The following is a 14,168-nucleotide window of genomic DNA, read 5'->3' on the forward strand; positions in this document are numbered from 1 at the left end:
TAGGTGATGTTTTTCTGGCGGCGCCCGGCCGGCTTTATCCTGCCGGCGCGCGCCATTCTGGTTCGGATTTACTCTGTCACGGCCGCTCCGGCTCTGCCAGAGCGGCGGCGCGTTCTCCCGTGGCGGCGTCTCACCAGACGTCGACGCTGGGGCGCTTCTTGCCGGCCCGCGTGGCGACGGCGGGCAGCGACCTGAGGCCGCGCATGATCCAGCGGCGCGTATCCACCGGATCGATCACGTCGTCGACCTCCAGGAAGGTGGCGCCGGAGAGCGCCTTGTTCTTCTCGTATTCGGCCGCGACCATGGCGTCGAACCAGGCCTTGCGTTCGGCGGGATCTTCGATGGCCATCATTTCCTTGCGGTAAGCCAGTTTGACGCCGCCCTCCAGGCCCATGGCGCCGAACTCGCCGGTGGGCCATGCCAGGGTGAAGAACGAGGAATGGCCGCCGCCGCCGGCCATGGCCAGGGCGCCGAGGCCATAACCCTTGCGCAACACCACCGTGAACATGGGGATGGTGGCGTTGGCCGCCGCCACGAACATGCGCGACACGTGCCGCACCTGGGCGGTGCGCTCCACCTCCGGCCCCACCATCATGCCGGGCGTGTCGCACAGCGACAGCAGCGGGATGTCGAAGGCGTCGCACAGTTGCACGAAGCGCGCCGCCTTGTCGGCCGCGTCGGAATCGATGGCCCCGCCCAGCACCTGGGAATTATTGGCGATGACGCCCATCGGCCGCCCCTCGAAGCGGACCAGGGCGGTGACCATGGCCTTGCCGAAGCCGGCGCGCAGCTCCAGCACCGAATCCGCATCGGCCAGGGTGGCGATCACCTGGCGGATGTCATAGGCGCGCAGGCGGTTTTCCGGGATGGCCCGGCGCAGCAGCCGCTGGTCGGCGCAGCTCCAGTCCCGGGTGCGGCCCTGGAAATAGCCCAGGTATTTTTTCGCCGCCGCCACGCCTTCCGCCTCATCCTTCACCACCAGGTCAATGACGCCGTTCGGCGCCTGCACCGACACCGGGCCCACATCCTCGGGCCGGAAGACGCCAAGGCCGCCGCCCTCGATCATCGCCGGGCCGCCCATGCCGATATTGGCGTTGCCGGTGGCGATGATGACGTCGCAGGCGCCGGCGACCGCGGCGTTGCCGGCAAAGCAACGACCGTCGACAACGGCGACCGTCGGCACAAGGCCGCTGAGCTGGCCAAAGCGGGTGAAAGTGGTGGTGTCGAGGCCAGCCGGGGTCGGCCATTCATCGCCAGGACGGCCGCCGCCGCCTTCGGCGAACACCACCATCGGCAGTTTCCACTTGGCCGACAGCTCCAGCAGCCGGTCCTTCTTGCGGTGGTTGATGACGCCCTGGGTGCCGGCAAACACGGTGTAATCGTAACCCATGACGGCGCAGCGGGCGGCGTCCTCGTCGAACAGGGCGCCGTTCACCGAACCAAGGCCGGTGACCATGCCGTCGGCGGGGCTCATTTTCAGCAGTTCGTCAAAGCTGCGGCGCTGGCGCTGGGCGGCCAGGGCAAGGCCGCCATACTCGACGAAGCTGCCGTCATCGACCAGGTCGGCGATGTTCTCGCGCACCGTGCGCTGGTTGGTCTTGCGACGCCGCGCCACCGCATCGGGACGGCGATCGTCATACAGGATGGCGTGGCGCTCCAGCGCCTCGGCCAGATCGGGACGGATATGGTCGAGGTCGATCTCTTCCTCGATCGCCGCCTCGCCGCCATCGACCTGGCCCGGCGTGAAGAACGCCAGCGGATGGCCCTCGAACACGGTGTCGCCGGCGCTGACCAGCACCTGGGCGACCACGCCGGCTTCCGGCGCCGCCACCACATGCTCCATTTTCATGGCTTCCAGCACCAGCAGCGGCTGGCCCTTGCGCACCTCGGCGCCAGGGGCGATATCGATGCTGACGATGGTGCCCTGCAACGGCGCGCTGACCGCCGCCATGCCTTCCGGCGCGTCCATGGCGTCGCCTGGCTCCGCCGCCACATCGGCGACCGGCTCCGGCCCGGCGCCGCTGAACACCGCCAGCGGATCGAACTCCTTCGACGAGCGGATCTTGCCGCGCCCGCCGGCCGCGCCGCCGGCGCCCTTGTGGAACAGGTCGCCCTGCACGGCCACGTCCGGTCCGACCAGCTCGGCGATGTGCTGTTCGAGGAAACGGGTGCTCACCGCATTGGCGATGAATTTGGGGTGAGCCAGCAGCGCCCGCAGAAACGGCATGTTGGTGGCCACGCCCTCGATGCGGAACTCGCGCAGGGCGCGCAACGCGCGGCGCACCGCCTCCGTATAATCGGGCGCGCGGCTGTGCACGATCAGCTTGGCCAGCAGCGAATCGTAGCGCGGGCTGGTGACATAGCCGACATAGCCAAAGGTATCGACGCGCACGCCAGGCCCCGATGGCGGATCGAAAGCGTCGAGACGGCCGCCAGACGGCCGCGCCTCGCCCTCCGGCGTGATCGTCTCCATATTGATGCGCAGCTGGATGGCGCAGCCACGCGGTTGCATGCCGGCGGTCAGCCCCAGATCGGCGAGACGCGCGCCGCCGGCGATGCGCAGTTGCGCTTCCACCAGATCGACGCCGTAAACCTCTTCGGTGACCGTGTGCTCAACCTGAACGCGTGGGTTCACCTCCATGAAGGCAAAGTCGGTGGAATCCGGCGCGGCGTCGCCAGGCACGAGGAACTCGAAGGTGCCAAGGCCGGCGTAACCAACCCGCTGCGCCATGCGGATGGCGGCGTCGCAAACGGCGGCGCGCATGGCCGGCGACAGGGTCGGGCTCGGCGCGATCTCGACGATCTTCTGGTTGCGGCGCTGGATGGTGCACTCGCGTTCACCCAGATGGATGACGTCAACGCCGTCGCCCACCACCTGCACTTCGATATGGCGCACGTTGGGCAGATAACGCTCCACATAGACGGAATCGTCGCCGAAAGCGCTCTTCGCCTCCGACTGGCAGCGGCGCCAGGCGTCCTCGATATCTTTAAACCGGGTCACGGCGCGCATGCCGCGCCCGCCGCCGCCGGCGATGGCCTTGATCATGATCGCCGCGCCGCCGCCATGCGCCTCCTGCTGGGCGCGGAAGAAGGCCTGAATTTCCTCAAGGCTCGCCGCGCCTGTCGTGCCGGCGAGCAACGGAACGCCCGCCTCGATGGCCAGCGCCCGGGCTTTCGCCTTGTCGCCGAACAGCTCCAGCAGTTCCGGGCGCGGGCCGACGAAAACGATGCCCTCTTCGGCGGCGCGCCGGGCGAAGGCGGCGCTTTCCGACAGGAACCCGTAGCCGGGGTGAATGGCGTCGGCGCCGCTCGCCTTCGCGGCGGCGATCAGGCCTTCGATATCCAGATAGGCGGCGGCGCCGACGCCCGCGAGCGCTACGGCTTCATCGGCGGCGCGCACGTGCAGGGACTTCGCGTCGTCGCTGGCATGGACAGCGATCGAGGCGATGTTGCAACCGGCCGCGGCGCGGGCGATGCGGATGGCGATCTCACCGCGATTGGCGATCAGCAGCCTGGAAATGCGCGTGCTCATTGGGTTCCGTCCGGATAGCCGCGACCGCGCCTGATCAGGCCGCGGTCGCAATGGTCTTGCGAATTTTGCCGGAGCCTAGGAGCGAAGCATGATTGCGTCAATACGTTGACATGTATTTGAGAGCCGCCGCCCGCCCGCGCTTGCCTCCTTCCCGCGGGGTGACGTGACAAGGCGCTGTCACGTCGGGCATAGTGACCCCAATCAGAGCATTTTCGGGAGAAGCGCACGCCGCTTTTCGTGGAGAAAATGGGTCAAGCCGAAAGCATGGCGCGCGAAAGCCGGCGCCATGGGGGGCCTCCAGGGAAGCAGAACCATGAACAAGCCGGATATACACGGCGCCGGGGAAACCGGCTCCTCCAGCGGCGCCGCGCACGGACAGCAGGTCACTCCGGATCACGATATCAACAACAGGCTGTTTTTCCGTCTGTGCCAGGCCGCGAACCAGTATGAGCGCACCGCCCATCGCGAGCTGAACATTTCCGCCATCCAGGGCGTGGTTCTGGGCGCGCTCTCCCGTTACATGCCGGACGGCATCGCCTTTTCCAGCTTCGTCGACTACATCGCCGTGAGCCGGCAAAATCTCGACGCGGTGCTGAAGCGCCTGGAGAAGCTCGGCTATGTGGAGCGGGTGGAAAACCGTCGTGACCGCCGGGTGCGGATGGTGCGGCTGACGCCGGCCGGCGCCCGGGCGTGGGAAACCCTGGGGGGGCGCACGGTGGAATTCTTCCGGCATGCGGCCGCCGGCATTTCGCCGGAAGAGAAGATCGCCTTCACCGCCACCCTGGCCAAGGTCACCCGCAACCTGCGCAACCTGCGCATGGCCGGCGACGGTCGCGAGGATTTGCGCCAGGAAGACGGGATGCAGGAAGGCATGGGCGAGGAAGCAGGCGGGGAGGCGCGGCGGCTGGACGAAGGCGGCGACGCCGGACGGGTCGCCAGAGGCTGACCGCGAAATACATCAACGAATTGACACAATAACGGCGACGCGGCACATTCACCTGCGGAAGTTCTGGCCACAGAAGCCACGCGGAAGGAAGCGCCATGTCTCAACAGACCTCCCCGGAGTCGCAGGCCCCGATAGCGCAGGCCCCGATAGCGCAGGCAGATGGCGGCCCCACGCCAGATGCGCGCGTGCCGGCCCGCGAGGTCTGCGTGCTGCGTTATGTGCTCGACCGCCGCGCCACCGACCAGCCCGACGCGCCGTTTCTCCGGCTTGCCGACGGGGCGGAGATTTCCTACGCCGCCATGCGCGACAGCGTGGTGAAGATGGCCGCTGGCCTCGCCCGGCTGGGGGTGACCCAGGGCGACACGGTCACCGTCTGGCTGCCCAACAGCGTCGACATGATCCGCGTCTGGTTCGCCATCAACTGGCTGGGCGCCACGTATGTGCCGATCAATGTGGCCTACCGCGGCAATCTGCTGGCCCATGTCATCGCCAACGCCGGCTCGCGGGTCATTGTCGCCAGCCCGGACCTCGTACACCGCCTGGCTGACGTCGATCGCGCCGAACTGAGCACCTGCGTCACCATCGGCGGCGACGTGGAGGCTGGCCTCGCCATTTCCGGCCTCGACATCCTTGCCGGCGCCGCGGCGCTGACCGGCGACCCGGCGACCCTGCCGCCGTTGCAGCGGCCGATCGAGCCCTGGGACGTGCAGTCGATCATTTACACCTCCGGCACCACCGGCCCGTCCAAGGGCGTGATCAGCACCTACGCCCACCTGTTTCACATGAGCGGCCGCGAAGCCTGGCCAACCGTGGACGGTACAGACACCTTCCTGTTCTACGGGCCGTTGTTCCACGTGGGCGGCACCCTGCCCGTGGTCGCCATGCTCAACCGCGGCGGCGTGGTGGGCATGGCCGGCGATTTCGTCACCGACAGGTTCTGGGATCACGTGCGGGCGACGCAGGCCACGGTCACCATCCTGCTCGGCGTGATGACCACCTTTGTCGCCAAGGCGCCGCCGTCACCGCAGGACCGGGAGCATTCCCTGCGCAAGGTGGTGATGATCCCGCTCGATGAGAACTGGCGCGCTTTCAGGGAGCGGTTCGGCACGGAAGTCACCACCCTGTTCAACATGACCGAGATCAACGTGCCGATCGTTTCCGGGCCCTCGCCGGCCAAGGCGGGAACCTGCGGCCGGCCGCGCGCCGGCGTCGAGGTGCGCATTGTCGATGACCACGATCGCGAGGTCGGGCCGGGGGAAGTTGGCGAACTGATCCTGCGCACGGACGCGCCCTGGGCGCTGAATTCCGGCTATTTCAAAAATCCCGAAGCCACGGCGCAGGCCTGGCGCAACGGCTGGTTCCATACCGGCGACGCCTTTCGCCGCGATGCGGACGGCGATTTCTTCTTCGTCGATCGCAAGAAGGACGCCATCCGCCGGCGCGGCGAGAACATCTCGTCGTTCGAGGTGGAGGTGGAGGTGCTGGCCCACCCCTCGGTGCGCGAATGCGCCGTGGTGGCCGTGCCGAACGAAACCTCGGAAGACGACGTGCTGGCCATCGTCGCGCCGACGCCGGGGGCATCCGTCGATCCGCTGGAGCTGCTGGAGTTCCTGCGTCCCCGCCTCGCCCATTTCATGCTGCCGCGCTACATCCGCGTGCTGCCGGACCTGCCAAAAACCCCGACCCAGAAGATCGAAAAGCACGTGCTGCGCAGCGCCGGCGTCACCGGCGATACCTGGGACCGCGAGAAGGCCGGCGTGAAAGTGGCGCGCGAGAAACTGCGCGGCTGACCACCGGCTGACGCGGCCCTGAGCCGCTCGCCCGTCTTGTGGACGACATACAATATACATACAACAATCCGGCGCGCCCAAACGAAGGGCGCGGATCGGAGATGACTGTATGGCGCGGCGTGATCCAGCTTCCGGCGACCGGCGCGGCGACCCGCCGTTGGCGGCCTGGTCACCGACGATCGCCCGCGGCGCCGGGCCCCTGTATCTCGCCATCGCCGACGCCCTCGCCGTTGATGTAGCGCGCGGCGCGCTGCGCGCCGGAACCCGCCTGCCGTCGCAACGCACCCTCGCCGCCCGGCTGGGGGTCGATTTCACCACGGTCACGCGGGCCTATGCGGAGGCGCGCCGGCGCGGCCTGGTGGACGGCAAGGTTGGCCAGGGCACCTGGGTGCGTGAGCGCCCCGCCGGGGCGATGGGCGATCCGGCCGCGCCGGCGCCTGGGCGTCCGCCTGATCACCAGCAGCCATGGCGCCCGCCGGAACGCCGCGGCCTCATCGACATGAGCATGAACCTGCCGCCGCCAGTTGACGGAGCGGCCGGGGGCCGCCTGTGGGAGAGCATCGCCGCCATTGGCCGGGACGGCGGCACGGACCTGCTGATGCGCTACCAGGAGCCAGGCGGGAGCGCGGAAGACCGGGAGGCCGGCGCCCTGTGGCTGTCACCGCGCCTGCCCGGCGCTGACCCGGCGCGGATCCTTGCCTGCCCGGGCGCCCAGAGCGCCCTGCTTGCCGCCTGTCACGCCCTGTGTCAGCCCGGCGACGCCATCGCCGCCGCAACGCTGGTCTATCCTGGCCTGATCGCCACGGCGAAGGTGCTTGGCCTGCGCCTGGTCGCCGTCGACATGGACGATGGTGGCCCAACGCCTGAGGCGCTCGACGCTGTCTGCGCGGCCCATGCGCCGCGCGCCTTTTATTGCAACCCCACGCTCAGCAGCCCGACCACCCGCACCCTGTCGCTGCAACGGCGGCAGGCGCTTGTCGCCGTCGCCGCCCGCCATGGCGTCAGCATCATCGAGGACGACGCCTATGGCGCGCTGGCGCCGGAAGCGCCGCCGCCGCTGGCCCGGCTTGCGCCTGAAAATGTCATTCATATCGCCGGCATGGCGAAGTCCGTGGCGCCGGCGCTTCGCGTCGCATGGCTGACGGCGCCGGACATCCGCTGCGCCACGCGGCTTGCCGCCGCCATCGGCGCCACGACGCTGATGGCCTCGCCGCTGACCCTCGCCATCGCCGCGACATGGATACGCAATGGCCAGGCGGCCAGCATCCGCGACGCCATTCGCGCCGAGACGGCGGCGCGCGTCGCCATGGCGCGGCGCATCCTGCCGCCAGAACTGGTGGCGTCAGACCCAGACGCCTTCCATCTGTGGCTTCACGCGCCGGCGCCCTGGGGGGGCGCGGACCTGGCCGGCCAGTTGCGCGCCGCCGGCGTCGCGGCGGTCCCGGCCGGGGCCTTCGCCATCGGTCCGGCGCCGCAGGCGCTGCGTCTTGGCCTTGGCGTGCCGGCCAGTCGCGCCGACCTCGAGCGCTGCCTGTATGTCACGGCGGACCTGCTGGCGCGTTCGCCCGGCTTCGCCACGGGCGTGGTCTGAGACGGCCTTCGCCATGGCTCCAGCGCCGCGATGCGGCTGCAACGCCGGCGCCGCGACAAACCCGCCTGGGGGCCTGGCGCGTCGTTGACATACATTCCATCCAATATACATACAATATCGCCTTGACATCGAACCCGGATGGAACCCGCCCGGATCGATGGGATGGCGGCGAAGTGGCCCGGCGCGGACGCCTGTTGCATCCCGCGCCCATTCCCAGGGGCATGACGCCGCTGCACAGGGCCTGCCGGCGACGTCGCGCCGCCGCGCTTTGTCTGTTGGATGCAATTCCTGATGCGCACAGGGCGTCGCGCCGCGCCGGAATTGCCCATATGAGGAACTGGCGATGTCTGACGGGAACTACTGGCCGCCCCTCCCCCCTTCCAGCACCGGACCGCGCGGTCTGTGTCCGCGGTGCGGCCAGGGCCATCTGTTCAGTGGCTATCTCAAGCTGGCGAAGAAATGCGAGGTCTGCGACCTTGATTATTCCTATGCCGACCCGGCCGATGGCCCGGCGTTTTTCGCCATTTGCGCCACCGGCATCCTCGTCAGCGCCTTCGCCGTGTGGCTTGAGGTCGCCTATACGGCGCCCTATTGGGTGCACCTGGTGACGACCCTGCCGCTGATGATCGCCGGCTGCATATTGCCCCTGCGGCCGCTCAAGGGCTGGCTGGTCGCCAGCCAGTACTTCCACAAGGCTGAAGAAGGGCGGCTGGCCGGCGCCACCGGCCACTACCAGCTGGGCGAAGCCCAGGGCGGCGCCTGGGCCAAAAGCGCGAAGCAGTAAGGCGTCCTGCCCCGGCAGTCGCCACATGCTGCGGCGCCGGGGCTTGTCACGGTCGCATCACGGCCCGGCGACCGACCGGCGTCATCGTCCCAATGGGGAAGCAGCCCGACGATCCCGGGATCACGCCGCCGGGCTCAACCGCACGCCCCGCACGCGGGCCGGCCTTGCGCCAGCCCGCCCATCCCATGCCCGCCGCCTCCTTTCCGGCAACGGGCGATCGCCGCTTCTGCCGTCAGCGGCGCACCGGCCGGCCATCGTCGTTGGCGATATCCCGCCCCCAAGGGCGCGCCAGCTCACCGCCGTCGTCGCCTCCACCCAACGTCCCTTGCGATCCTGGCAGGCGGCGCGCAGCCAGCCGGCCACGACGCGAATCTCCTTGCAACTCGCCATGTAGGAGCCCTGGGGCGGCGCCTCCGCCACGGCTGGCGCGCAGACGCAGGCCAGCATGATCCCCGCCATGGCAGGTAATGAAACTCTCATGGATCTCTACGTCCGGTCTTCCGGAAGGCGCCGAAACCGCCGCGCCGCATGGCGTCGCGCAAGCGGCGCCAGCGCCCGCGCACAGACCATGATGACGTGAGCCTCCAGGATGTGCTGGCGAGGCGCGGTCCGGCCTGCTACCATGGGAACGAACAGGAAACGCCGGCTTCTGGCTGGCGCCATGTCACGGCGATTGTTGGCCCCAGCCGGGTCGCCTCCCCATCCGCAACACCCATTCCGTTCCGGCGCACGGGCGGAATGCGCGCCATCCGGAGCCGGCGATGCATGATCCGCGGCCGACGTTCTACGAGTTTTTCGCTGGCGGCGGCATGGCGCGCGCCGGCCTCGGGGATGGCTGGCGCTGCGCCTTCGCCAACGATTTCGATCACAAGAAAGCCCTGACCTATCAGGCCAACTGGGGCGCGCCGGGCGTCATCCAGGTCGGCGACATCCGCGCCATCGACATTGATTCGCTGCCTGGCGTGGCTGACCTCGCCTGGGCGTCGTTTCCCTGTCAGGACCTGTCGCTGGCCGGCAACGGCGCCGGGCTGAAGGGCGCGCGTTCGGGCACGTTCTATGCCTTCTGGGATATTGTCCGCTCCCTGGCGGCGGATGGCCGGGGGCCGCGCGTCGTGGCGCTGGAGAATGTCACCGGCGCGCTGACCTCCCATGGCGGCCAGGACTTCGCCGCCATCTGCCAGACCTTCGCTGATCATGGCTATGCCTGCGGCGCCCTGGTCGTCGACGCCGCCCTGTTCGTTCCCCAGTCGCGCCCGCGCCTGTTCGTCGTCGGCGTGCGCAAGGATCTGCCGCTGCCGTCGGGCCTGACCGCCCCGGACGCGCTGGAGCCGTTTCACACCCGTGGGCTGCGGGCGGCGATGGCGCGCCTTTCCGACGCCGCCCGCGCCAGCTGGCTATGGTGGAACGTGCCGACGCCGCCGCGCCGCAACGAGGGTTTCGCCGATCTGGTTGAGGACAATCCCGCCAGCGTCGCCTGGCACACGGAGGCGGAAACCCGTTTGCTGCTGTCGCGCATGTCCCCGGTCAATCTCGCCAAGGTGGACGCCGCGCGCCGCGCCGGCCGCCGCATGGTGGGCGCCATCTACAAGCGCACCCGCACGGACGCCAGCGGCGCCAAGGTCCAGCGGGCGGAGGTGCGCTTCGACGACGTGGCCGGCTGCCTGCGCACGCCGGCCGGCGGCTCCAGCCGCCAGGTCATCATGGTGGTTGACGGCGACCGCATCCGCTCACGGCTGATTTCCGCCCGCGAAACCGCCCGCCTGATGGGCTTGCCGGATGAATATCGCCTGCCGCGCAACTACAACGAGGCGTACCATCTCACGGGCGACGGCGTGGCCGCGCCGGTCGTGCGTCACCTGGCCCGCCATCTGTTCGAGCCGCTACTCGGCGTCGCCGCCCAGGCAGCGCCCGCGCCAGCCAGCCAGGCCGGGAGCGGAGGCCAGGCTTGAACGGTGAAAGCGAGCTCCCGGAGCGCCCCGCGCGGCCCGGCGCCGCGCAGGACCATGAGGCGCCGCTGCTGTTCCCCGATCTGACGCCCATGCCGCAGCCGGCGCCAGCGTCGCCGCTCCAGGCGCCCCCGGGCGCCGGCCGGGACAACGACGCCGCCCCGCCCTTCGAAACCGACGATCTGCGGCGCAACCTGGCGCGTTTTCTGGATAGCCCCTTCACGGACGCCGCCACCGGCCTCACCCTGCCGGTCGGCAACTGGCGCTGGGGCGTGTATGCTTTTTATGATTACGACGGCGAGCCGATCTATGTCGGCCAGACCAACGAACGCCTGCGCACGCGCATTCGCCGCCATCTCACCAACCAGCGCACCGACGCGGTGGCCATGTCGGTGCTCGACCCGTTCGAAGTGTTCGAGATCGAGGTGTGGCCGCTGCCGCAATTTCAGGATGTCAGCCGCGCCGACAGCAGAACCGCCCGCGACGCCCTCAATGCCCTGGAGCATGCGGTCTATCTGGCAGCCATCGCCGGCAGCGCCTTCGGCGCCGTGCTCAACGAAAAGGACCCGCCGGCGCCGCGCGTCGCCATGACGCCGCCGCCATCGTTGCGCCGCCGCATCGTTTCGGAAACGGTCGCCGCCATCCGCTCCCACCCCGATTTTCGCATCGCCCGGCGCGCCCTGGTGATCGCCCGGCTGGCCCAGGTAATCTCCGAGCGCAAGGCTCCCGGCGGTCTGCGCCGCGTGCTGACCACCCAGGCCCGCCGGCTGCAATGGCTGGCCGAGCGGCGCTACCAGGCCCTGGGCGGCGCCGCCACCGTCGAAACCGCCGATGACGCTGAAGAAACCTGACAGCGCGCCCTCGCCCGAGCGCAGCCGCGTCATGCGCGCTGTCCGTTCGGTTGACACCCGGCCCGAGATGGTCGTCCGGCGGTTGCTGCACGCCATGGGTTATCGCTACCGCCTGCACCGCCGCGATCTGCCCGGCGCGCCGGATATCGTCTTTCCCGGCCGCCGCAAACTCATCTTCGTGCATGGCTGCTTCTGGCATGGCCACGACTGCGCCCGCGGCGCCCGCATGCCTGCCGCCAACGCCGACTACTGGCGCAGCAAGATTGCCCGCAACCTCGTCCGCGATGCGGACCACCTCGCCGCCCTGCGTCAGGCAGGCTGGCAGGCGCTGGTGATCTGGGAGTGTCAGCTCAAGGTTCGCGACCGGCCGGCCCTGACGGCCCTGCTGCGAGCTTTTCTGGAAGATGCGGCCCCGCCTGAAACAGCCCCGCCCGCAGGGGAAACCTGACACCCCTGCTGGCCAGCGGCCGCCACGTTTGCTCGCGCGCTGGCGCCGCCTCCGATCGGCCAGCGGTGAGCGACGGCCCGGACACAGCCGGATGGGCGCCCGGACATCGCCCCCTGGGCCACGACGGCGGTCAGGGCGCCCGGGGCCCGAACAGAATGATGGCTGCGCCCGCCAGGCACACCATGGCGCCAACCGTATCCCAGCGGTCGGGGCGAACGCCCTCGACGCCCCACAGCCACAACAGCGACGCCACGATGTACACGCCGCCATAAGCCGCATAAGCGCGCCCCGCCGCCTCGCTGTCGACCAGGGTGAGCAGCCAGGCGAAGGCCGCCAGCGACGCCAGTCCCGGCGCCAGCCACAGCGGGCTCTTGCCCAGCCGCAGCCAGGCCCAGAAGGCGAAACAGCCGGCGATCTCGGCAAAAGCCGCGCCCATGTAGGCCGCAATGGTCATCCCCACTCCACCACATCGCCGGCCCATTGCCTGCTGATTGCATTCACGCAAGTTGCGGTTTGCGCGCCAGTCCCGGGCCAATGCTGGCGAAGCGGCCTGTGACAGGCCACATGCATACCAGCAAGTCCATGCCTTTGTGGACCCGGGAACGTATCATGAAGAAAATCGGCTTTCTCTCCTTCGGGCACTGGTCGCCTTCACCGCAATCGGGAACCCGGTCGGCCGGCGACGCCCTGCTCCAGTCGATCGATCTTGCGGTCGCCGCCGAAGAGCTCGGCGCGGACGGCGCCTATTTTCGCGTGCACCATTTCGCCCGCCAGCTGGCTTCGCCCTTTCCCCTGCTCGCAGCTGTGGGCGCGAAAACCAGCCGGATAGAGATTGGCACGGCTGTAATCGACATGCGCTACGAGAATCCGCTGTACATGGCGGAAGACGCCGGCGCCGCCGATCTGATTTCCGGCGGCCGCCTGCAACTCGGCCTCAGCCGAGGTTCGCCCGAACAGGTAATTGATGGCTGGCGCTATTTTGGTTACGCCCCTGATGAAGGCGAGAGCGACGCTGATCTCGGCCGCCGGCATGCGGAAGCGTTGCTGCAGGTGCTGAAGGGCCAGGGTTTCGCCCAGCCCAATCCACACCCCATGTTCCCCAATCCGCCCGGCCTGCTGCGGCTGGAGCCCCATTCACGAGGGCTGCGGGAACGGATCTGGTGGGGCTCCGGCTCCAACGCAACGGCTGTATGGGCCGCGAAACTCGGCGTTAACCTGCAAAGCTCGACCCTGAAGGACGACGAAACCGGCGAGCCCTTCCATGTTCAGCAGGCCCGGCAGATCCGCGCCTACCGCGAGGCGTGGAAGGAGGCCGGTCATGGGCGGGAACCGCGCGTTTCAGTTTCCCGTTCAATCTTCGCCCTGGTGAATGATCAGGACAGGGCGTATTTCGGCAACGGCAAGGACGCGGATTCGATCGGCTATATCGACGATAACACCCGGGCCATCTTCGGCCGCTCATACGCGGCGGAGCCGGACCGGCTCATCGAGGAGTTGCGCAAGGACGAAGCGATCGCCGAGGCAGACACACTTTTGCTGACAGTCCCCAACCAGCTTGGCGTCGCCTATAACGCGCATGTCGTTGAGGCGATCCTGAAGCATGTTGCGCCCGGGCTTGGCTGGCGCTGAAGGGGGATGCCCCCAGAAGCAATAACCCCCGATCGCATGTGCGACCGGGGGTTTATACTGTTCTGTTTGCGGGTGCTGGGGTTGACGAGCGACCTTTTGGGTTTGAGGCTGACGAGCTACCGGGCTGCTCCGCCCCGCGTCAACTGTTTGGGAAGCGTTGGGGGCAGCCCGGTTGTTTCGGGTTGCCAGTTCCGCTTCGCTTCACATGGCGGCTGCTCCGCCCCGCGGCAATCATATGGGAAGCATTGGGGGCAGGCCGGTTTATGGCTGCCAGTTCTGCTTCGCTTTAGCAGGTTGGACCCGGCGCACATAAAAAAAAACCCCCGTCCGCTTGGTGCGTCCGGGGGTTTGTTTTGTACTGGTTGCGGGGGCTGGATTTGAACCAGCGACCTTCAGGTTATGAGCCTGACGAGCTACCGGGCTGCTCCACCCCGCGGCGATTGTTGGAAGCTTTGGGGGGCATCCCGTTTTATGGTTGCCATTTCCGCTTCGCTTCACGGGGCGGCTGCTTCACCCCGGGTCGATTTTGAATGATTTGCCATTTCCCGGATGCGGACCGGGAATTTTTCATCGTGAGGAGTGTTATCTGTCATTTGCGGGCCCGGCGACGACCTACTCTCCCGGGTCTTGAGACACAGTACCATTGGCGCT

Annotated in this window: 11 protein-coding genes and 1 tRNA gene; 8 read left to right on the plus strand and 4 right to left on the minus strand. The window is 68.5% G+C overall.

Going from position 1 to position 14,168, the window contains the following annotated elements; translation table 11 throughout:
* Positions 1-130: 130 nt before the first annotated feature.
* Positions 131-3,532, minus strand: a complete 3,402-nt coding sequence (locus tag EV666_RS15035; RefSeq protein ID WP_132009890.1) for an acetyl-CoA carboxylase family protein — start codon at positions 3,530-3,532, stop codon at positions 131-133.
* A gap of 313 nt (positions 3,533-3,845) precedes the next feature.
* On the opposite strand from EV666_RS15035, the gene EV666_RS15040 reads away from it, so the two are divergent.
* The 4 genes from EV666_RS15040 to EV666_RS15055 all read left to right on the plus strand — a co-directional run bounded on the left by EV666_RS15040 (position 3,846) and on the right by EV666_RS15055 (position 8,643).
* Entirely contained in the window at positions 3,846-4,478 is a 633-nt protein-coding gene (locus EV666_RS15040; RefSeq protein ID WP_165910035.1) for a MarR family winged helix-turn-helix transcriptional regulator, read from the plus strand.
* Positions 4,479-4,573: 95 nt separating this feature from the next.
* On the plus strand, positions 4,574-6,268 hold the full coding sequence (locus tag EV666_RS15045) for an AMP-binding protein (protein ID WP_132009896.1): 1,695 nt from the start codon (positions 4,574-4,576) through the stop codon (positions 6,266-6,268).
* A gap of 109 nt (positions 6,269-6,377) precedes the next feature.
* Positions 6,378-7,859 (plus strand): aminotransferase-like domain-containing protein, encoded by a 1,482-nt coding sequence (locus EV666_RS15050; RefSeq protein WP_132009899.1) that lies wholly within the window; start codon positions 6,378-6,380, stop codon positions 7,857-7,859.
* Between the two features lie 343 nt (positions 7,860-8,202).
* On the plus strand, positions 8,203-8,643 hold the full coding sequence (locus EV666_RS15055; protein WP_132009902.1) for a DUF983 domain-containing protein: 441 nt from the start codon (positions 8,203-8,205) through the stop codon (positions 8,641-8,643).
* A 120-nt stretch (positions 8,644-8,763) separates the two neighbouring features.
* Here EV666_RS15055 and EV666_RS15060 read toward each other — a convergent pair whose 3' ends face one another.
* Positions 8,764-9,123: a hypothetical protein gene (locus tag EV666_RS15060; RefSeq protein ID WP_132009905.1), complete on the minus strand. Its 360-nt coding sequence runs from the start codon at positions 9,121-9,123 to the stop codon at positions 8,764-8,766.
* A 281-nt stretch (positions 9,124-9,404) separates the two neighbouring features.
* On the opposite strand from EV666_RS15060, the gene EV666_RS15065 reads away from it, so the two are divergent.
* The 3 genes from EV666_RS15065 to EV666_RS15075 are packed head-to-tail and all read left to right on the plus strand — an operon-like array spanning position 9,405 to position 11,888.
* On the plus strand, positions 9,405-10,592 hold the full coding sequence (locus tag EV666_RS15065; RefSeq protein WP_132009908.1) for a DNA cytosine methyltransferase: 1,188 nt from the start codon (positions 9,405-9,407) through the stop codon (positions 10,590-10,592).
* Positions 10,589-11,440: a GIY-YIG nuclease family protein gene (locus tag EV666_RS15070; RefSeq protein ID WP_245514461.1), complete on the plus strand. Its 852-nt coding sequence runs from the start codon at positions 10,589-10,591 to the stop codon at positions 11,438-11,440. Before EV666_RS15065 ends, EV666_RS15070 begins: the two co-directional genes overlap by 4 nt.
* Positions 11,421-11,888: a very short patch repair endonuclease gene (locus tag EV666_RS15075; RefSeq protein ID WP_132009911.1), complete on the plus strand. Its 468-nt coding sequence runs from the start codon at positions 11,421-11,423 to the stop codon at positions 11,886-11,888. Before EV666_RS15070 ends, EV666_RS15075 begins: the two co-directional genes overlap by 20 nt.
* Positions 11,889-12,018: 130 nt before the next feature.
* Here EV666_RS15075 and EV666_RS15080 read toward each other — a convergent pair whose 3' ends face one another.
* On the minus strand, positions 12,019-12,342 hold the full coding sequence (locus EV666_RS15080; protein ID WP_132009914.1) for a YnfA family protein: 324 nt from the start codon (positions 12,340-12,342) through the stop codon (positions 12,019-12,021).
* 155 nt (positions 12,343-12,497) lie between these two features.
* Between EV666_RS15080 and EV666_RS15085 the strand changes: the two genes are divergently transcribed.
* Positions 12,498-13,517, plus strand: coding sequence for an LLM class flavin-dependent oxidoreductase (locus EV666_RS15085; protein ID WP_132009917.1), 1,020 nt, complete (start codon positions 12,498-12,500; stop codon positions 13,515-13,517).
* Between the two features lie 359 nt (positions 13,518-13,876).
* Here the strand turns inward: EV666_RS15085 and EV666_RS15090 are convergent.
* Positions 13,877-13,953 (minus strand) — tRNA-Met (locus tag EV666_RS15090).
* Positions 13,954-14,168: the final 215 nt, after the last annotated feature.

Source organism: Camelimonas lactis (genome assembly GCF_004342915.1).
Taxonomy (GTDB): domain Bacteria; phylum Pseudomonadota; class Alphaproteobacteria; order Rhizobiales; family Beijerinckiaceae; genus Camelimonas; species Camelimonas lactis.